Genomic DNA, 17,839 nt, shown 5'->3' with positions numbered 1-17,839 from the left:
TCGATGACGCCTCGCTGTCCGCCATCGAGTCGACGCTGGCCGCGAACCCACGCTGACAGCTGCGCGAGTCCGCTGACCCGCCTCAGCGACGGATGAGCCCGGCCGAGGCGGTCAGCGACACCGACGGCGAGCCGAGCTCGCGGCGCAGCCCGCCGACGTCGCTGGACGCCCACCACGGCCAGCGGTCCTCCCCGCCCGGACGGCGGTCGACCAGGGTGAGCAGGACGGCGGCCGGACCGGCGGCGGCGCGGACCACGGCGACCTCGAGCTGGCCGATCGCGGCGTGCAGCCGGGCGGTGGACCGCAGGAACGGCCGCTGGACGGGCGGCACCCGGTCGAGCACCGCGGGCAGCCAGCGCTCGAGCTCGGCGGGGTCCCGGCTGCGCAGCACGTCACCCACGGTGTCCAGCTCGTCGACCAACCGGCGGCTGCGGGTGGTGGCGAGCGAGGAGTCGGGCAGCGCCGCGGCGAGGTGCCGCACGGTGGGGTCGCCCAGCGGCAGGCCGGCCAGGCGGAGCGTCCACGGACCGCGGAGGTCGTCGAGGAGGTCGGCCACGCCCGCGGCGAGCCGGGCGGCGGCCTCCTCGTCCCGGGCGAGCAGCCGGTGCTGGGGGCGGCCGTCGGGCAGCGGGGCCACCTGGGCGCCGAGCAGGGTGACCGCCGTCGTCACGCCGCGACGGCGGGTGGAGAGCAGGGCCACGGCGTCCGGTCCGCCCTGCGGGTGCGGCTCGACCACCAGGGCCAGCGGGCGGACCCGACCGAGCGGGCCGGCGGGCGACGCGTTGAGCGCCGCGGTCAGCCACGGCCCCCGGGCGGTGACGGGGGCGGCCAGTGCGGCCATGAGGGGTGCTGCGGCGCGGATCTCACCGGCCACGCGGGCACGGCCGTCAGCGGTCCGGGAGGGCACGGCGTCCAGTCGACCACATCGGCCGCCTGGAGCGGAGGAGAGGTCGGGCCCCCGTGGAGGGGACGGGGCCCGACGCTCTCGGTGACGTGCTGGAACGGCGCCCTTCCAGGGACCCGCCCCGAGCCTGCGAGGGGTGGGGAGGAAGGGGGTCCTTCCTCAGCCGGCGCGGCGACGGAGGCGGCGGCGCTCACGCTCGGAGAGGCCGCCCCAGATGCCGAAGCGCTCGTCGTTGGCGAGGGCGTACTCGAGGCACTCGGAGCGCACCTCGCAGCCGGTGCAGATCTTCTTGGCCTCGCGGGTCGAGCCGCCCTTCTCCGGGAAGAACGCCTCGGGGTCGGTCTCGGCGCACAGCGCGCGCTCCTGCCAGCCCTGGTCCTCGGCGTCCACGCCCGGCACGGCGGCGTCGAACACGCCCGCCATGCCCAGCACGTCCTGCCCGTAGGCCGCCGGCGCGGAACCCGCTGCCTGCGTCTTGTACTCGCTCAACCACGACACCTCGGCCATCACGTTGCGTCCCCTCTCGCTTCGTCACGCTGCCTCGCCCCCGGGCTGCTCCCGGGTCGGGCGGCTGATGACAACGTCGGAATTACACGCGTGTCGTTGAGTCGAGGTCAAGTCGGGTCGGTGTAACGCGCAGTCACAGCCGCCCCACCAGTCACAAGTTGTTCTGATGTGGTCACAGGCCACCTCGACACGCCGCCCGCCTGAACACCATCTGCCCATCGGGCCGGAAGTGTTTCGTGAAGATCATCGACCGGGGATCCGGGTGCACAGTGCACTTCTGCCGATCAGGCACCATGGTGGCGTGCACATCGTCGTACTCGCCGGAGGCGTCGGCGGCGCCCGGTTCCTCCGCGGCGTCCTGGCCGCGGCCCCCGGGGCCCAGGTCACCGCCGTGGTCAACACCGGCGACGACGTGACCCTGCACGGGCTCAGGATCTGCCCCGACCTGGACACGGTCATGTACACGCTGGGTGACGGGATCGACGACGAGCGCGGCTGGGGACGACGCGGCGAGACGTGGACGGTCAAGGACGAGCTGGCCGCCTACGGGGCCGAGCCGACCTGGTTCGGTCTCGGCGACAGCGACCTGGCCACGCACCTGGTCCGCACCCGGATGCTGGACGCCGGCTACCCGCTCTCCGACGTCACCGCCGCCCTCGCCGAGCGCTGGCAGCCCGGGGTCCGGCTGCTGCCGATGAGCGACCAGCGGGTCGAGACCCACGTCGTGGTGACCGACCCGGAGACCGGGCGCCCGCGGGCGATCCACTTCCAGGAGTGGTGGGTCCGTCACCGTGCGGCGCTGGACGCGCACAGCTTCGTCCAGGTCGGTGTCGACGACGCCCGCCCCGGGCCCGGCGTGGTCGAGGCGCTCGGCACCGCCGACGCCGTGCTGCTCGCCCCGTCGAACCCGGTCGTCTCGATCGGCACCGTGCTCGGCGTGCCCGGCATCCGGGACGCCGTCCGGGCCGCCCGGGGCCGGGTGGTCGGCGTCTCCCCCATCGTCGACGGCGCCGCGCTGCGCGGGATGGCCGACCGCTGCCTGCCCGTCGTCGGCGTCGAGGTCAGCGCCGAGGGCGTCGGCCGGCACTACGGCGCACGGTCGGCCGACGGCCTGCTGGACGCCTGGCTGGTGCACACCGGCGACGCCGCCACGGTGCCCGGCGTCGACGTCCGCGCCGTCCCGCTGCTGATGAGCGACCCCGAGGCCACCCGCGCGCTGGCCCGCGCCGCCCTGGACGCGGCTGGTGCCTGAGGTCCCACCGACCCCGGGCATCTCCGTCCACCCGGTGGCCGGGCTGCCGGAGTTCGCCCCCGGCGACGACCTGGCCGGGGCGGTGGCCGGCGCGGCACCGTGGCTGGCCGACGGCGACGTCGTGGTGGTCACCTCCAAGGTCGTGGCCAAGGTCGAGGGCAACCTGGTGCACGTCGAGCCCAGCACCGACCGGGAGGCCGCCCGGCAGCGCGCCATCGACGCCGAGACCGTCCGGGTCGTCGCCCGCCGCGGACCGCTGCGGATCGTGGAGACCCGGCACGGCTGGGTGGTCGCCGCCGCCGGCATCGACGCCTCCAACGTGGCCACCGACGCCCTGGTCCTGCTGCCCGAGGACGCCGACGCCTCGGCCCGCGCGCTGCGCACCGCCCTGCACGGGCTGCTCGGCGTGACCGTCGCCGTCGTGGTCAGCGACACCTTCGGCCGGACCTGGCGCGACGGGGTCACCGACGTCGCCATCGGCTCGGCCGGGCTGCCCGCCCTGGTCGACCACCGCGGCGCCGTCGACCCGCACGGCAACCGGCTGGAGACCACCCAGGTCGCCGTGGTCGACGAGCTGGCGTCGGCCGCCGACCTGGTGAAGGGCAAGCTCACCGGCGTCCCGGTCGCGGTCGTGCGCGGGCTGCAGCTGGCCGTGCCCGAGCCCGACCCGGGCACCCGACCGCTGGTGCGGCTGGGCCCCGGCGACCTGTTCCGCACCGGCACCCGCGACGTCGTGGCCGGCCGCGCCCCGGCCGCCGCCCTCACCTCCCGCCCCGGCGCCCTGGCCGCGGCCACCGAGGCGTTCCGGGTCGCGGTGGCCGCCCTGCCCGAGTGCGCCGTGGTCTTCCGCTACGGCCTCGAGGAGGACGGCGCGGACGGCGACGTCGTCGACGTGCACCTGGCCGAGCCGGTCACCCCCGCCGCGGCGGTGGCCGTGGGCGCGGTGGTGGGCGCGGCGCTGGTACAGCTGTCCGCGGAGGGCTGGGGCACCCGCTGGGAGCCCGCGGCCACCCTCGGCGGCAGCTCGCTCGTCGGGCGGCTCCGGATCGGCGCAGCGGCCGGCTGAGCGCCGGGTACGTCGCGCCCGGCTCCCCGGCCTCCGCTAGCGTCGGGGGCGTGGAGATCCGCGAGCTCGCCGTCCCCGACAGCTACGTCCTCGACCTCGTCCCGCACGGTGACAGCCGTGGCCGGTTCACCGAGTGGTACCGCGCCGACGTGCTGGCCGGGGCGACCGGCTTCGGGCTGACGCTCGCGCAGGCCAACCACAGCGTGTCCGCCCGCGGCGTGCTGCGCGGCGTGCACTTCGCGCTGGTGCCGCCCGGCCAGGCCAAGTACGTCTACTGCCCGGCGGGCAAGGTCCTCGACGTCATCGTCGACATCCGGGTGGACTCCCCCACCTTCGGCGTCCACGACTCCGTCGTGCTCGACAGCGAGGAGCCGCGGGCGGTGTACCTGTCGGAGGGCCTCGGGCACGCCTTCGTCTCCCTCGCCGACGGCAGCTCGGTGACCTACCTGGTCTCCAGCGGCTACTCCCCCGGCCGCGAGTTCGGCATCAACCCGATGGACCCCGAGCTCGGGCTGCCCTGGCCGACCGACGTGGAGTTCGAGCTGTCGGCCAAGGACACCGCCGCCCCGACGCTCGCCGAGGCCCGTGAGCAGGGCCTGCTGCCGACCATGGCGCAGTGCACCGCCCGCTACCAGGAGCTGCGCGGGAACTGAGCCCCACGGCGCTCCGCCGGCGCAACCCGTGGGTTGCGCCGGCAGCCCACTCAGGCCGAGCCGGCGAAGAAGGCCGACTCGTCCTCGAAGAAGTCCGGGTTCACCTCGAGGCGCAGCTGGCTCAGCTCCGCCGTGGGCACCTGGAACAAGAAGGTCGCCGTCTGGCTCTGGCCCGGCGGGATGCTGCCGTTGAACCAGTTGTCGGGGTCACTCCCGCCGGAGTCGAAGGTGAGCGGTGCCTGCCGGCCCGTGGGGCCAGAGACCAGCAGCACGTCGTCGTAAGGCGTGAACGTCCGACCGGTCTTGTTGGTGAACGTGATGCTGAACAGGACGCCGCTGTAACCGGCGGACGGGCTCGGCGACGCGGTGTTCGACACCGTCACGCGACTCGGCTTCTGGACCGTGACGGCGATGCCGCTGGACAGCGTGGCAGTGGCGCCGAAGTTGAACGACGAGACGGTGAAGGACCGGCAACCCAGGGACGGGTTGGTCGTGCCGTCACCGACGTTGATGGCATACACGCACACCCGGTGGACGCCCGGCACCGGCGGGGTGACCACGGTGCGGAAGCCGTGCTGCGCGCCGTAGGACGGGTAGAGCGACCCGACGTCCGGGCGGTGGTCGTTGGCGGTCGCCACACCGGCCAGCTGCCCGTCGACGTAGGCGTGCACGTCGATGGAGGCGGCCGTCTCGGGGTCCAGCGTCCAGCCCTGCAGGTAGAGACCCTCGGGGATGAGCGCGACCTGCTCGAGGTTGCCCACCGGGTTCAACGCAGCCGAGCCGCCGACGGTGAAGGTGCGGCAGCCCAGCACCGGGTTGGTGTCCCCGCCACCGACGTTGATGGCGTACACGCACACCTGGTGCACCCCGGCCGAGCGCTTCCCCAGGTCGAAAGACCAGCCGTGCGACGGCCCGTAGGAGGGGTAGACGCCCGCGACGTCCGGCCGCGACCCGTTGGCGGTGGCCACAGCAGCGAGCTGGCCGTCGACGTAGGCGTGCACGTCGATCGAGGCGGCGGTCTCGGGGTCGAAGGTCCAGCCGCTGACCACCAGCCGGCCGTCGTAGCTGAAACCGTCCATGTTCCCGACCGGGTTCAGCGGCGACGCCGCCTGCGCAGCACCTCCGGTGCCCGCCACGATCCCCGCAACCAGTGCCCCACCGGCGATCAGTGAGCCGACCTTGCGCATGCGTCCTCCCCGACGTGACGCCGCGCACCCGCGCGGCGACCAGACGGTAACGTGCCGATCCCGTCCGCTCGGACAACTCCCGGCGACACGCCATGCAGGCACCATGTGCCCCAGAGACCCCGCTGACCAGCAGGTCCTCTGCGCGCACCGGGCGCCGAGTAGCGGCTGTCATGGTTGAGCCACGGCCGCTCAGCAGGCTCAGGGCAGCGACTCGCACGCCCGACCGTCGTTGTTGCCGTCGAGCCGGGCGACGTCCCCGTAGTAGGGGTAGTAGCGGTTGAACCACTCCTGGGCCGCCCGTTGGGTGGCGAAGTCGTTGCAGTCCACGTCGTCCCCGGGGTTGGCCGGTGCGACGGTGAACTGGCGGCAGCCCAGCTGCGGGTTCGTCGTCCCGTCGCCCACGTTGATCGCGAAAGCGCAGACCGAGTGCACTCCGGCCCCAGGGGTCGGCAGTACTGCGGAGAACCCGTGCGCGGCGCCGTACGCCGGGTACACGTCCGCGACATCAGGCCGGGACCGGTCCGCCGTCGTGACGGTGGCCAGTCGACCGTCCAGGTACACGTGGACGTCGATGGACGCAGGCGTCTCGGGGTCCAGCGTCCAGCCCTGCATGAAGAGACCCTCGGCGATCAGGGCGACCAGTTCCACGTTGCCGACCGGGTTGAGCGCTGGGTTTCCGGCCACCGTGAAGGTGCGGCAGCCCAGCACCGGGTTGGTGTCCCCGCCACCGACGTTGATGGCGTACACGCACACCTGGTGCACCCCGGCCGAGCGCTTCCCCAGGTCGAAAGACCAGCCGTGCGACGGCCCGTAGGAGGGGTAGACGCCCGCGACGTCCGGCCGCGACCCGTTGGCGGTGGCCACAGCAGCGAGCTGGCCGTCGACGTAGGCGTGCACGTCGATCGAGGCGGCGGTCTCGGGGTCGAAGGTCCAGCCGCTGACCACCAGCCGGCCGTCGTAGCTGAAACCGTCCATGTTCCCGACCGGGTTCAGCGGCGACGCCGCCTGCGCAGCACCTCCGGTGCCCGCCACGATCCCCGCAACCAGTGCCCCACCGGCGATCAGTGAGCCGACCTTGCGCATGCGTGTTCCCCCGTGATCCCCGTCGCCTCCACCGGGCGCCGGGCAGACCGTAACGCGACGGCGTCGTCCCGACGAGGTCGGGCGACGGTCCTGTCCCAGGGGCACCAGACGCCGCACCGGACCAGCGACCAGCACGTCCAGTGGCGGCCCCCGAGCGCGCCGCGGTCAGATCGAGCGGTACTGGGTGGGGGCCATCCGCGGGCCCCGCTTGGGCGGCATGCTGCCCCCCACCTCCAGCAGCCGCACCACGCGCTGCCGGTGGCCGCGCCACGGTTCCAGCAGCTCCAGCATCCCGGCGTCGTCGGTCTTGCGGCCGGCCAGCGACCAGCCGACCAGGTTCTTCAGGTGGTAGTCGCCCACGCTGACCGAGTCCGGGCAGCCGACGGCGCGCTGGGCGACCTCGGCCGCCGTCCAGACCCCGATGCCCGGCACCGACTGCAGCCGGCGGCGCAGGTCGGCGCAGTCGTCGTGCACGGCGGCCTCGAGCCGCGACGCCACCGAGGCGACGGCGCGCAGCGCCCGGCGGCGGGCGCCGTCCAGCCCGCAGGCGTGCCACTGCCAGTCGGTGACCGCCAGCACCCGCTCCGCCGAGGGGACCACCCGCATGCCCTCCGGCGCCGGGCCGGGCGCGGGCTCGCCGGCCAGCCGGAGCAGCTCCCGCCAGGTGCGGTGCGCCTCGATGCCGGTCACCTTCTGCTCCAGGACCGCGGGCACGAGGGCGTCCCAGACCCGGCCGGTGCTGCCCAGCCGCAGCCAGGGCGCGCCGCGGTGCAGCCGGGCGACCAGCGGGTGCGCGTCGGCGTCGAAGCCCTCGGTGCGGTCCTCGGCGCCCAGCCAGCGGGGCACGGCGGCTCCGGCCCAGGCCGCCCCCGGACCCCAGGCCTGCACCCGCAGCGCGATCACCGACCCGGTGAGCCGCACGGTGGCCGGGCCGTCGGGGGTCGTCGTCGTCCGCCACACGCCGCTCTCGGCGAACCGCACCGTCGGGTCGCCGGTGCCCCGGCGGTCGCGGGAGAGCACCCGGCGGACGTCGACCGGCCAGCCCGGCGTCCAGACCTGCTCGTACGCCGGTGCTTCGACGGCCAGCACGTGCTCCCCCACAGCCACGCCCCCGATGGTGCCAGGGTTCAGCGCGGTGCCATCCGCAGCGCCCCGTCCATCCGGATCACCTCACCGTTCAGGTAGCCGTGCCGGACGATGTCCAGCGCCAGCTCGGCGAAGTCCTCGGGCCGGCCCAGCCGCTTGGGGAACGGGATGCCGGCCGCCAGCGAGACCCGCGCCTCCTCGGGCAGCGACGCCAGCAGCGGGGTGTCGACCAGCCCCGGGGCGATCGTGCACACCCGCACGCCGACCGAGGAGAGGTCGCGCGCCGCGGGCAGGGTCAGCCCGACGATGCCGCCCTTGGACGCGGCGTAGGCGATCTGGCCGATCTGGCCGTCGTAGGCCGCGATCGAGGCGGTGTTGACCACGACGCCCCGCTCGCCGTCCTCGTCGGGCTCGGTGCGGGCCATCGCCGCGGCCGCCAGCCGCAGCACGTTGAAGGTGCCGACCAGGTTGACGGTGACCGTGCGGGTGAAGGCGCCCAGCTCGTGCGGGCTGCCGTCGCGGCCGAGCACCCGGGCCGCGTAGCCGATGCCGGCGCAGTTGACGGCGATCCGCAGCGGCCGGTCCTTGCCCGTGGCGTCCTCGAGGGCCGCCTGCACCGATGCCTCGTCGGTGACGTCGGTGCGCACGAACGTCGTGTGCCCGCCCAGCTCCGCGGCGAGGGCGGCACCGCGCTCCTCGGCCAGGTCCAGGACCGTGACCGCCACCCCGGCGGCGGTGAGCGTGCGGGTGGTGGCCTCGCCGAGGCCGGAGGCCCCTCCGGTGACGACAGCGGCGACGTCGAGGTTCTTCATGCCGCGAGGTTAACCAGGGACCGGGTGGGCCCGAGGCCCACCCGAGCCGGCAGGCACCGGCGGACGAGTTCGCGGCGGAGCCGGTCGCTGGACCCGGATCGGCATGGTCGGCAGCGGCAGCACCGCGGGCCCACGCGGGAGGACTGAGCCGGCGCGCACCGGCAGCCTGCCCTGAGCGTGGCGGGGCACGGGCGGGAGGAAGGGCTTGAGGGGCGGCGCGTCAGCCGCAGGCGCCACGCTCCCCCGCAGGCGGACCGCGACGGCACGCGCCAAGCGCTGGCTGGGCACCTCGACCAGCCGGTGGAAGACCGTCGCGAGCACCAGGGCGAGCCCGATCCCGACGACGAGCGTCACCGCGACGCCCCGACGGGAGCCACCGACCAGCGATGAGACCGACACCAGGACCGGCTCGTGCACCAGGTAGAGGGAGAAGGAGACCGCACCCAGCCAGCGGACCGGGCGCAGGGTGAGGAGCGCACCTGCTGCCGGGCACGCCATCGCCAGGAAGACGACGAGGACGGCGCCGGCCACGCCGCACGTGCGGGCGACAGCTAGGGGCAGGGGTGCGACCTGGTGCAGGCCCCGGCTCCACCACTCCGCCAGCAGCAGGACGACCGCGGCGGCGGTGAGGGCGAGCCAGACGGCGCGGGCCGCCGGGCCGGAGGAGATGCCTGAGCCGAGCCGCTGCAGCCTCCGGCGCAGCACCGCCATGACGACGCCGAGGCCGAAGACCGGCAGCCAGGCGAGGACCGGCTCGCCGACCAGGACCCCCGCCCCGGCGAGCACGAGCAAGGGCGGCACCAGCCAGCCGGCGCGCTCCCCGAGCCGGCGGGCGGCGAGCACGTGAAGCGGCAGCAGGACGGAGAAGAGCACCTCGTACTGGAGCGACCACAACGACGGGTTGACCCAGCTGACGCCGCTGACCAGCACGGCGTCGCGGGCGAGGGTGGCTGCGTCGGCGGGCACCGCGTGGGCGTCGAACCACCAGCTCGTCGTCGCCCCGTGCTCGCGCGGGAAGGTCCGGACGAACGCGGCGGCGAGCAAGACGGAGGCGACGACCGGGACGTACAGCCGCACCAGGCGCTGTCCGTAGTAGCCCCGCCACCCTCCCGGGTGGGGCGCCCGCTCGAGGAAGGGGAGGGCGAGGACCAGTCCGCTGAGCACGAAGAAGACCATGACTGCCTCGGTCCCGGCCCAGATCAGGTGCAGCGGGGTGAAGGTCAGCCACCAGCTCCCGGACCCGCGGTTGTCGACGAAGTACTGCGCCGCGAGCACCTGCCAGGTGAGCAGCGCATGGTGCACGACGACGACCAGCGCCGCGATCCCCCGCAGACCGTCGAGGGCGACGAGGCGGTCCGGGCCGGAGCCGGGGGTTGCGAGCGGAGCGGCGCCCTTCCGGTCGACCAGGGAAAGCGCCACCCGCCCAGGCTCTCCCGGTCGTCGCCGTGCCGCCGGGAGCCGGGAGCGTGTCCGGCCCCACTCGTCACACCTGCCGCACTAAGCTCAGGAGAACCGCGCACCGTGCCCCTGCTGGGTTGCCGCGAGCAGCTGCTTCACCCGCTCGGCGGCACCCACGGGGCAGACCATGGTGACGTCGGCGGTGTGTACGACGACGCTGTCGCGCAGCCCGACGAGGGCCACCAGGTGGTCGGGGTCGTCGCTGAGCACCACGTTGCCCGAGCTGTCCAGCAGCACGGTGAGGCCGCGCACGGCGTTGCCGGCGTCGTCGGTGGTCAGCGTGCCCGCCAGCGCCGGCCACGAGCCGACGTCCAACCAGTCGACGTCCAGGTCGACGACGACGACCCGGCCGGGCTCGGTCGCGGCCGGCTCGAGCACCGCGTAGTCGACGCTGATCTTCGGCAGCGTGGGGAACACCTCGGCCAGGACGGCGTCGCGCTGGGGTCCGGCCGGGGCGGCCACCACCCGGTCCAGCCCGCGCGCGGACTCCGGCAGGTGCTCGGCGAGCGCGTCGAGCACGGTGCGGGCCCGCCAGACGAACATCCCGGAGTTCCACACGTACTCGCCGCTGGCCAGGTACCCCTCGGCGGTGGCCCGGTCCGGCTTCTCCCGGAACGACGCCGCCTCGCTGGCGCCGGGCACCTCGGTGGCGGCGCCCTTCTGCACGTAGCCGAAGCCGGTGGCCGGCGAGGTGGGGGTGACGCCGAGGGTGACCAGCGCCCGCGGCCGGACGGCGAGCACGTCGTAGGCGGTGCGCAGCGCGCTCGCGAACCGCTCGACCGGCCGGATGACGTGGTCGGCGCTGACCACCGCGAGCTCGGCGTCGGGGTCGACGTCGGCGACCAGCGCGGCGGCCAGGCCGACCGCGTTCGCGGTGTCCCGGGCGACGGGCTCGAGCACCAGCCGGTCGGGGCGCAGCTCGGGCAGCGCCGCGCGCACCGCGTCGGCGTACCGCGCGGCCGTGCAGACCCAGATCCGGTCGGCCGGCAGCACCGCCTGCAGCCGGGTGAACGCCTCGGCGAGCAGGCTGTGCGCGCCACCGCCGCCGGGGTCGGCGACGACGTCGAGGAGCTGCTTGGGCCGCGCCGCCCGGGACAGCGGCCACAACCGCGTCCCGGACCCGCCGGCCATGATCACCGCGTGCTGCACTACTGGTCCCTCCTCGGGCACCTCGGGGTCGGCGTGGGGTTCGACGTCGGGACCGTCACCGGCGCCGCCACCGGCGGCGGGACGGCAGCGCCTCGACCGTCTGCTGCGGCTCGGCGCCGGCGCCCACCCGCCCGCTGACGTAGGACACCAGCATCCGGCCGCCCAGGCCCGCGCGGAGCGCCCAGCGCAGCGGCGCGTGCCGGCGGCGCGGGTACTGCGCGGAGAGGTAGCGCAGCGCGCTGGTGTGGTGCACCCGCTGCATCCGGTGCGGCTCGCGCCGGGTGGCGTGCCCGCCCTCGTGCACCACGACCGCGGTGGGCACGTAGACGTGCAGGTAGCCGCGCCGGCCCAGCCGCTCGGCCAGGTCGACGTCCTCGAAGTACATGAAGTAGCCGGGGTCGAAGCCGCCGACGGAGTGGAAGGCCTCGAGGTCGACCAGCAGGCAGGAGCCGGACAGCCAGCCGGCCGGGCGCTCCCGGGGTGCCTCGCGCTCGCGCCGGTACCGCGCCGTCCACGGGTTGGCCGGCCACACCCAGCCGAGCAGCGCGTGGCCGATCCCGGTCGACAGGTCGGGCAGGTCGCGGGCCGAGGGGTACAGCGCGCCCTCCGGCGTGCGGATCGCCGGCCCCAGGGTCGCCGCCCGCGGCCAGCGCGCGGCCGCGGCCAGCAGCTCGTCGACCGCGCCGTCCTCGAACCGGACGTCGGGGTTGGCCACGACCGCCCAGCCGGTGCGGCGGTCGGCCAGCCCGGCGTTGGCGGCCGGCCCGTAGCCGACGTTGCCGCCGACCCGGAGCAGCCGGACGTCGTCGTCGGCGGCGGCGACGCGCTCGGGCCAGCCGTCGGTCGAGCCGTTGTCGGCCAGCACGACGTCCAGCGGGCGGGTGGTCGCCCGGCGCAGGCTGGAGAGGAAGCCCTCCATCGCCTCCCCCGGGGAGTAGGTGACGGCGACGACCCGCAGCGGGGCGGTCACGCGGCGGCCGCCGCGGCGTAGCTCGCCCGGTGCGCGCGGGCGCAGGCCCGCCAGTCGAAGCCCGCGGCCCGGACCTGCCCGGCGGCGGCCAGCTCGGCGCGGCGGGCCGGGTCGGCCAGCAGCTCCCGGAGCGCCGCGGTGAGGGCCGGGGCGTCGGGCTCGGCGTAGGCCACCGCGTCGCCACCGACCTCCGGCAGCGACAGCCGCGGGGTGGTGAGCACCGGCGCGCCGGAGGCCATCGCCTCGAGCACCGGCAGGCCGAAGCCCTCGCCCAGGCTGGGGTAGACCACCAGCTCGGCCTCGCCCAGGAAGCCGGCGAGCATCTCCAGCGGCAGGTACCCGGGCCGCAGCAGCCGGTGCCCCGCCGGGACGTCGGCCGCGGCGACGTCGACCTCGGTGTCCCAGCCGCGGCCGCCGGCGAGCACCAGGGCCGGCGGGTCGGTGAGCGCGCTCCAGCCGCGCACCAGCGCGGGCACGTTCTTGCGCGGCTCGAGCGTGCCGAGGAAGGCGAGGTAGGGGCCGGTCACGCCCAGGTGCGCGCGCACCGCGGCGCGCTCCTCGGCCGAGGGGACGTGGAACCGGGCGGCGTCCACCCCGAGGTGGGCGACGTCGATGCGCGCCGGGTCGGCGCCGGCCACCCGGACCAGCTCGTCGCGGGTGGCGGCCGACGGCGTCACGCAGCGGGCCGCGCGGGCCAGCGAGATGCGGGTCCAGGTCTGGAAGAACCGCCGCTTCACCGCCAGGTGCACGTCGGGGTGGGTGAAGAAGGTGGCGTCGTGCAGCGTGGTCACCACCGGCAGCCCCCCGGCCAGCGGCATCGTGTAGTGCGGGCAGTGCAGCACGTCGGCGCGGGCCCGCCGGGCGAGCAGGGGCAGCCCGACCTGCTCCCAGGCCAGCCGCGCCGGCCGCCGGGCGATCGCCGCCGGGGCGGCCAGCAGCTCGACCCCGGGCAGCAGCCGGCGGTAGTGCTCGACGTCGTGGGCCTGGCAGACCACGGCGAGGTCCGCGCCCTCGGCCTGCAGCGCCGGGAGGAGCTCGTCGACGTAGCGGCCGACCCCGCCTCGGTCGGCGGGGACGGCGGTGGCATCGACCACCACGCGGGGGCTGTTCGACAGGAGGGGCTCCGGGGGCGGTCGGGGCGGGTGGATCGGTGCGCGCGGGTCGACGCACAGACTACGAGAGGAGCCGAGCGACCGGCGCCGATAGGCTGGGCCGATGCGAGGCATCATCTTGGCGGGCGGAAGCGGCACCCGGCTCTACCCGATCACCAAGGCCATCAGCAAGCAGCTGATGCCGATCTACGACAAGCCGATGATCTACTACCCGTTGTCCCTGCTGATGAACGCCGGGATCCGCGAGGTCCTGATCATCACGACGCCGGACGACCAGGCGCAGTTCCAGCGGCTGCTGGGCAATGGCTCCGACATCGGCATCGAACTCAGCTACGCCGTCCAGCCGAAGCCGGAGGGACTGGCGCAGGCCTTCATCATCGGCGCGGAGTTCATCGGCGACCAGCCGGTGGCCCTGGTGCTCGGTGACAACATCTTCTACGGCACGGGGCTGGGCAAGAACCTGCGCGCCAACACCGACCCGGCCGGTGGGCACGTCTTCGCCTACCACGTGGCCAACCCGCGCGACTACGGCGTCGTCGAGTTCGACGACGCCGGCCGGGTCATCTCCATCGAGGAGAAGCCCGCCGTCCCCAAGAGCAGCTACGCGGTGCCCGGGCTCTACTTCTACGACAACCGCGTTGTCGAGATCGCCTCCACGATCACACCGAGCGAGCGGGGCGAGCTGGAGATCACCGCGATCAACGACGAGTACCTGCGCCGCGGTGAGCTGACGGTCACGGTGCTCGAGCGCGGCACCGCGTGGCTGGACACCGGCACCCACGTGTCGATGATGCAGGCGGCCGAGTTCGTCCAGGTGGTCGAGGAGCGGCAGGGCTGGAAGATCGGCTGCATCGAGGAGATCGCCTGGCGTCGCGGCTTCATCGACGACGAGCAGCTGCAGGCACTGGCGAAGCCGCTGGTCAAGAGCGGCTACGGCGACTACCTCCTGCGCCTGCTCGCTGACTGACGCGGCGGGGAGGGGCGGCTGCCTCTCCCCCGCCGCGTGCTCGTCAGCCGACGGATCGGCAGCCCAGCTGCGGGTTGGCCGCGCGACCGTCGGCGTAGATCGCGTAGACGCACACCTGGTGCGGCCCCGGCGGCAGGATCGCGGAGACATCGAACCCGTGCGCTCCCCCGGCCTCGGGGAAGGCCCCCCGCACGTCGTCCCGCACCGCACCCGCGGCTGCTGCGGTCACCCAGGCGCCGTCGCTGTAGACGTGCACGGCAACCGGTGATGTGGGGCGGACCGGGTCGATGACCCAGCCGCGCAGCCGGATCCCCCCGCCCTGTGCCACTGCCTCGTCGTAGCTGCCGAGCATCGTCGCCGGAGCGTCGACCGTGGCGCAGCCGATCATCGGGTTGGAACCCCCGGTGCCCGGTACGTTGATCGCGTAGGCGCAGACCCGGTGCCGCCCCGGCGACGACAAGGTCAGCTGCGCTGACAGACCGTGAGCCGCCCCCGCGCCGGGGAACGCGCCGGCGATGTCAGGCCGGTCGGCGGAGGCGCGCACCGCAGCAGTCCACTGTCCGTCGACGTAGAGGTGCACGTCCGTGGCCGTGCCGGGCGCCTCGCGATCCAGGGTCCAGCCCTCCACCTGCACCGTGCGGAGCCCCCGGAGCGTGATCCGGTCGACATTGCCGAGCGGGCTCAGCTGGATGCTGAACGAGCGGCAGCCCAGCTCCGGGTTGATCGTGCCCTTGCTCACGTTGATCGCGTAGACGCAGAGCCGGTGGGCGCCGTCGCCCACGGCGATGTCGAGGGCGTACCCCCGAGCCGACGAGTATCCGGGTACCGCGGCGGGGACGTCGGGTCTGTCCCGGTCCGCCCGCGCGCTCCCGGCGAACCCACCGTCCAGGTAGGCGTGCACCTCGATCGGGGACGACGGCGTGTCGGGGTCCCCGGCCCAGCCGCTGACCCGGAGCACCCCCGCCGCCACCTCGGTCGCGACGTCGAGGTTGCCGATGGGGTTGTTGGGGACCTCGCTGGGCGGCACGACCCCGCCGGGGAACAGCGTCTGGACGACGCGGGTCACCGTCTCCCCGGAGTAGGCGTAGGAGCGGCTCTGCGGCGCCTGGGACAGCACGGCCACCAGGAAGCGGTTGTCGGCACCCAGGATGCCGGTCGTGTGCAGGCGCCGCTGGCTCTCCTGGCAGCACATCCACCCCTGCTTGACGCCCCACACCTGGTTGGGCAGCGCGTGCGGGATGCCGAAGTACTGGTCGAACCCGTCGGTCCCGGTCGGTGTGGCCCGCCGCATGAGCGAGACGAGGTAGTCGCGGTCGGCGGGCTGGAGCCCCCCCTCGAGCACGCCACGGTAGAAGGACACGATGTCGTGCGCGGTGATCTGGAACATGCCCCAGTAGCCGGCCGACGGCGGGTCGCCGATCTCGCTCAGCCCGTACTTGGCCGCAACGGCGCGGACCATGCCGAGACCGCCGAATCGGCTGTAGAGGTTGGACATCGCCGCGTCGTCGGACCGGATGACCATGGACTCCATGAGCACCCGGTCGTTCTGGGTCAGGCTGATCTCCCCTCGCCGACTGCGGTCGATGAGGCTCTCGGCGACGAAGATCTTCGGGACGGACGCCGACCTCATCGGCGTGTGCGCCAGGCCGCCGTTCTCCGTCCACTGCCCGGTGTCCCGGTCGAGCACTGCGATGCCCACCTGCACGCCGCGATCGTCAGCGTAGGCGCTCGCCTCGGCCACGGACCCGGACATGTCCGCCCGGGCAGGCGTGGCGGGCGCCCCCGCCAGCAGCACCAGGGCGGTGAGGACGACGAGAAGTGCGCAGCCCGCGCGGCGGGCGGCCGCGCTCATGCGCAGACCCCGGTGAGCGAGAGGGTGCCCGACGGCTCGGTCGTCCCGCCGGTGAGGAGATCGGCGGTGAACCGGAATCCACCGCCCACCTGCAGGTCCACGTCCCGCAGCGTCTGCTCGATCTCGATCCCCGGGGCGGTGAGCCGGGAGGCCCCACCTTCCGGGCCGAAGGTCACCGCGAGCTGCGAGCCGTCGGACAGCACGAGTTCGAAGCCCCGGCCGTCAGCGGTCTGCGTGCACCGGCCCTGCGCCGGTTCGGCGAAGGCGGTCAGCCCGGAGACCTCCAGGTCCACGGTGCCGCTGAGCGCGCCCACCGGCAGCCCGTCCAGCTGTGCCAGCAGGCCCGGTGCTGCACGGTCTGGCGGTGGCGGCGACAGCGCCTCGTCCCCGGGCAAGCCGGTCTCGACCGCGGAGGCGGCGTCGGACGCGGCTGCACCGCTCGCCACGGAGGCCTCACGGCCGGTGGTCGGGGCGTCGGCCTCCCCCGCCGTGCACGAGACCAGGCACAGGAGAGGGACGGTCGAGAGGACGACCCGTCCGACGATTCGCATGCCTGCCATGACGACAGACGAGCACGGAGATGTCCAGCCGTCGCACTCGCTACGCCACAGCCGCCCCACCCGCCGCGGATCAGGGGTGCAGCAGGTCCGCGTAGACGTCCCACAGCCGGCCGGCGACGGCGCTCCAGGTGAACTCTGCGGACCTCGCCAGGCCCGCGCGGCGCATCGCAGCCAGCGCCGCGGGGTCGGCCACCAGCTCGTCCAGCGCACGAGCGAGGGCGGCGGGGTCGCCGATCGGGGTCACCCGGGTGGCACCGCCGCCCACCTCAACGAGAGCCGGGTCGGCGGAGGTGACCACCGGCACCCCGGCCGCCATCGCCTCGACCACCGGCAGCCCGAAGCCCTCGGCGCGGCTGGGCACGACGGCGGCCACAGCCCCGGAGAGCACGGCCGCCAGGTCCTCGTCCGAGAGCCCGCCCAGCGGCAGCACACTGCCCTCGGGGAGGCCGAAGCCACGGGCCATGTCGGCCGGTTCGACGCCGCCCCAGCCGGTCCGGCCCACGACGGCCAGCGGCGGCAGTCGGCCGGGTTGCTCGGCGAGCGCCCGGAGCAGGACGTCCAGGCCCTTGCGCGGTTCCAGGGTAGCCACCGACACGAGGTGCCCGCCCGGCAGTCCCAGCCGCGCCAGCCGCTCCTCAGAGTCGGCCGGACGCGCGAGGCGTGCGCTCACCCCCGCCCCCGCGACGAAGACGGGTGCCCGCAGCGACAGGTGCCTCGCCAGCTCGCGGGCGACCGCCTCGGTGGGGACCACGATCGCGTCGGCCTCGGCCGCCGCGCGCGTCGCGAGCGCCCGGTGCCAGCGCACGCCCCGCGGGGTGAGCGTTTCCGGGTGGGTCCACGGCACCGCGTCGTGGACCGTCACGACCAGTCGCGTGCGGCGACCGCGGCGTGGGGTCAGCACTGTCGTGGCATGCACCAGGTCGGCCCCCCAGGGGCGCGGCGGGAGCCCCGCCTCCCAGGCAGCGGCGAGCGGTCGGGAGGGCAACGGCAGCCGCCGCGGCCCGTGGACACCGGGGACCCGGGCGGCGTCCACGTCCCGGTGCCACGCCGTCCAGCCGGTCACCGTGGCCCCCGCCGGCGCGGTCGCCGCGAGGGCACCGGCCACCTCCGTGGCGTACCTGCCCGTGCCCCCTGGGACCCGGGCGAGCGCCTGCTCGGTGACGAGCGCGATGTCCACCCGGCGAGAGTACGGAGTTCGTGCGGGGAACTACCGTCTGTGGG

Annotated in this window: 17 protein-coding genes; 4 read left to right on the top strand and 13 right to left on the bottom strand. The window is 74.8% G+C overall.

All coding sequences use genetic code 11. From position 1 onward, the window contains the following. Positions 1 to 82: 82 nt before the first annotated feature. Positions 83 to 841 (bottom strand): GNAT family N-acetyltransferase, encoded by a 759-nt coding sequence (locus FHX36_RS20040; RefSeq protein ID WP_246405523.1) that lies wholly within the window; start codon positions 839 to 841, stop codon positions 83 to 85. Positions 842 to 1,063: 222 nt separating this feature from the next. Further along, positions 1,064 to 1,327: a WhiB family transcriptional regulator gene (locus tag FHX36_RS20035; RefSeq protein ID WP_181428963.1), complete on the bottom strand. Its 264-nt coding sequence runs from the start codon at positions 1,325 to 1,327 to the stop codon at positions 1,064 to 1,066. 385 nt (positions 1,328 to 1,712) lie between these two features. Between FHX36_RS20035 and cofD the strand changes: the two genes are divergently transcribed. Genes cofD through FHX36_RS20020 form a run of 3 tightly spaced genes read left to right on the top strand, consistent with a single transcriptional unit; the run spans position 1,713 to position 4,382 of the window. Beyond that, positions 1,713 to 2,663, top strand: coding sequence for a 2-phospho-L-lactate transferase (gene cofD / locus FHX36_RS20030; protein ID WP_110554314.1), 951 nt, complete (start codon positions 1,713 to 1,715; stop codon positions 2,661 to 2,663). Then, complete coding sequence (locus FHX36_RS20025; protein WP_183514058.1) at positions 2,656 to 3,729, top strand: coenzyme F420-0:L-glutamate ligase; 1,074 nt, start codon at positions 2,656 to 2,658, stop codon at positions 3,727 to 3,729. The genes cofD and FHX36_RS20025 overlap by 8 nt, the downstream gene beginning before the upstream one ends. A 50-nt stretch (positions 3,730 to 3,779) precedes the next feature. Next, positions 3,780 to 4,382, top strand: a complete 603-nt coding sequence (locus FHX36_RS20020) for a dTDP-4-dehydrorhamnose 3,5-epimerase family protein (protein WP_110550537.1) — start codon at positions 3,780 to 3,782, stop codon at positions 4,380 to 4,382. Positions 4,383 to 4,432: 50 nt separating this feature from the next. On the opposite strand, the gene FHX36_RS20015 is transcribed toward FHX36_RS20020, so the two are convergent. The 8 genes from FHX36_RS20015 to FHX36_RS19980 all read right to left on the bottom strand — a co-directional run bounded on the left by FHX36_RS20015 (position 4,433) and on the right by FHX36_RS19980 (position 13,224). After that, the gene (locus tag FHX36_RS20015) at positions 4,433 to 5,569 is read right to left on the bottom strand and encodes a hypothetical protein (protein WP_110550535.1); all 1,137 of its coding nucleotides are present in this window, start codon (positions 5,567 to 5,569) and stop codon (positions 4,433 to 4,435) included. 198 nt (positions 5,570 to 5,767) lie between these two features. After that, on the bottom strand, positions 5,768 to 6,544 hold the full coding sequence (locus tag FHX36_RS20010) for an excalibur calcium-binding domain-containing protein (protein ID WP_221202980.1): 777 nt from the start codon (positions 6,542 to 6,544) through the stop codon (positions 5,768 to 5,770). A gap of 273 nt (positions 6,545 to 6,817) precedes the next feature. After that, positions 6,818 to 7,759, bottom strand: coding sequence for a DNA-3-methyladenine glycosylase family protein (locus tag FHX36_RS20005; RefSeq protein ID WP_258372560.1), 942 nt, complete (start codon positions 7,757 to 7,759; stop codon positions 6,818 to 6,820). A 20-nt stretch (positions 7,760 to 7,779) separates the two neighbouring features. Further along, positions 7,780 to 8,550 carry an SDR family NAD(P)-dependent oxidoreductase gene (locus FHX36_RS20000; RefSeq protein WP_110550531.1) on the bottom strand — a complete coding sequence of 257 codons (771 nt, stop codon included), beginning with the start codon at positions 8,548 to 8,550 and terminating at the stop codon, positions 7,780 to 7,782. A 9-nt stretch (positions 8,551 to 8,559) separates the two neighbouring features. After that, positions 8,560 to 9,969, bottom strand: coding sequence for an acyltransferase family protein (locus FHX36_RS19995; protein ID WP_110550530.1), 1,410 nt, complete (start codon positions 9,967 to 9,969; stop codon positions 8,560 to 8,562). Positions 9,970 to 10,053: 84 nt separating this feature from the next. Beyond that, positions 10,054 to 11,157, bottom strand: coding sequence for a mannose-1-phosphate guanylyltransferase (locus FHX36_RS19990; protein ID WP_110550529.1), 1,104 nt, complete (start codon positions 11,155 to 11,157; stop codon positions 10,054 to 10,056). A gap of 55 nt (positions 11,158 to 11,212) precedes the next feature. Continuing rightward, a complete protein-coding gene (locus tag FHX36_RS19985) occupies positions 11,213 to 12,127 on the bottom strand; it encodes a glycosyltransferase family 2 protein (RefSeq protein WP_110550528.1) in 915 nt (304 codons plus the stop codon). Further along, positions 12,124 to 13,224, bottom strand: coding sequence for a glycosyltransferase family 4 protein (locus FHX36_RS19980; RefSeq protein ID WP_258372559.1), 1,101 nt, complete (start codon positions 13,222 to 13,224; stop codon positions 12,124 to 12,126). The genes FHX36_RS19985 and FHX36_RS19980 overlap by 4 nt, the downstream gene beginning before the upstream one ends. A gap of 118 nt (positions 13,225 to 13,342) precedes the next feature. On the opposite strand from FHX36_RS19980, the gene rfbA reads away from it, so the two are divergent. Next, positions 13,343 to 14,206, top strand: a complete 864-nt coding sequence (rfbA, locus tag FHX36_RS19975) for a glucose-1-phosphate thymidylyltransferase RfbA (protein ID WP_110550543.1) — start codon at positions 13,343 to 13,345, stop codon at positions 14,204 to 14,206. Positions 14,207 to 14,249: 43 nt separating this feature from the next. Here the strand turns inward: rfbA and FHX36_RS19970 are convergent, their stop codons facing one another. The 3 genes from FHX36_RS19970 to FHX36_RS24060 all read right to left on the bottom strand — a co-directional run bounded on the left by FHX36_RS19970 (position 14,250) and on the right by FHX36_RS24060 (position 17,795). Further along, positions 14,250 to 16,058, bottom strand: a complete 1,809-nt coding sequence (locus tag FHX36_RS19970; protein WP_110550527.1) for a serine hydrolase — start codon at positions 16,056 to 16,058, stop codon at positions 14,250 to 14,252. Next, positions 16,055 to 16,504 carry a hypothetical protein gene (locus tag FHX36_RS19965; RefSeq protein WP_146251493.1) on the bottom strand — a complete coding sequence of 150 codons (450 nt, stop codon included), beginning with the start codon at positions 16,502 to 16,504 and terminating at the stop codon, positions 16,055 to 16,057. Before FHX36_RS19965 ends, FHX36_RS19970 begins: the two co-directional genes overlap by 4 nt. Before the next feature lie 184 nt (positions 16,505 to 16,688). Beyond that, positions 16,689 to 17,795: a glycosyltransferase family 4 protein gene (locus tag FHX36_RS24060; protein WP_110550524.1), complete on the bottom strand. Its 1,107-nt coding sequence runs from the start codon at positions 17,793 to 17,795 to the stop codon at positions 16,689 to 16,691. Positions 17,796 to 17,839: the final 44 nt, after the last annotated feature.

Origin of the sequence: Modestobacter versicolor (genome assembly GCF_014195485.1) — a bacterium.
Taxonomy (GTDB): domain Bacteria; phylum Actinomycetota; class Actinomycetes; order Mycobacteriales; family Geodermatophilaceae; genus Modestobacter; species Modestobacter versicolor.
The sequence above is the reverse complement of the archived record's forward strand: the minus strand, read 5'-3'. Positions and strand labels throughout refer to the sequence as shown.

Excerpts from the sequence above, each read along its gene's own strand:
- FHX36_RS20035 (WP_181428963.1), bottom strand. The coding sequence starts at position 1,327 with ATGGCGGGCGTGTTCGACGCCGCCGTGCCGGGCGTGGACGCCGAGGAC.
- FHX36_RS19970 (WP_110550527.1), bottom strand. The coding sequence starts at position 16,058 with ATGAGCGCGGCCGCCCGCCGCGCGGGCTGCGCACTTCTCGTCGTCCTC.
- FHX36_RS20040 (WP_246405523.1), bottom strand. The coding sequence starts at position 841 with ATGGCCGCACTGGCCGCCCCCGTCACCGCCCGGGGGCCGTGGCTGACC.
- FHX36_RS20010 (WP_221202980.1), bottom strand. The coding sequence starts at position 6,544 with ATGGACGGTTTCAGCTACGACGGCCGGCTGGTGGTCAGCGGCTGGACC.
- FHX36_RS20000 (WP_110550531.1), bottom strand. The coding sequence starts at position 8,550 with ATGAAGAACCTCGACGTCGCCGCTGTCGTCACCGGAGGGGCCTCCGGC.
- FHX36_RS20015 (WP_110550535.1), bottom strand. The coding sequence starts at position 5,569 with ATGCGCAAGGTCGGCTCACTGATCGCCGGTGGGGCACTGGTTGCGGGG.
- rfbA (WP_110550543.1), top strand. The coding sequence starts at position 13,343 with ATGCGAGGCATCATCTTGGCGGGCGGAAGCGGCACCCGGCTCTACCCG.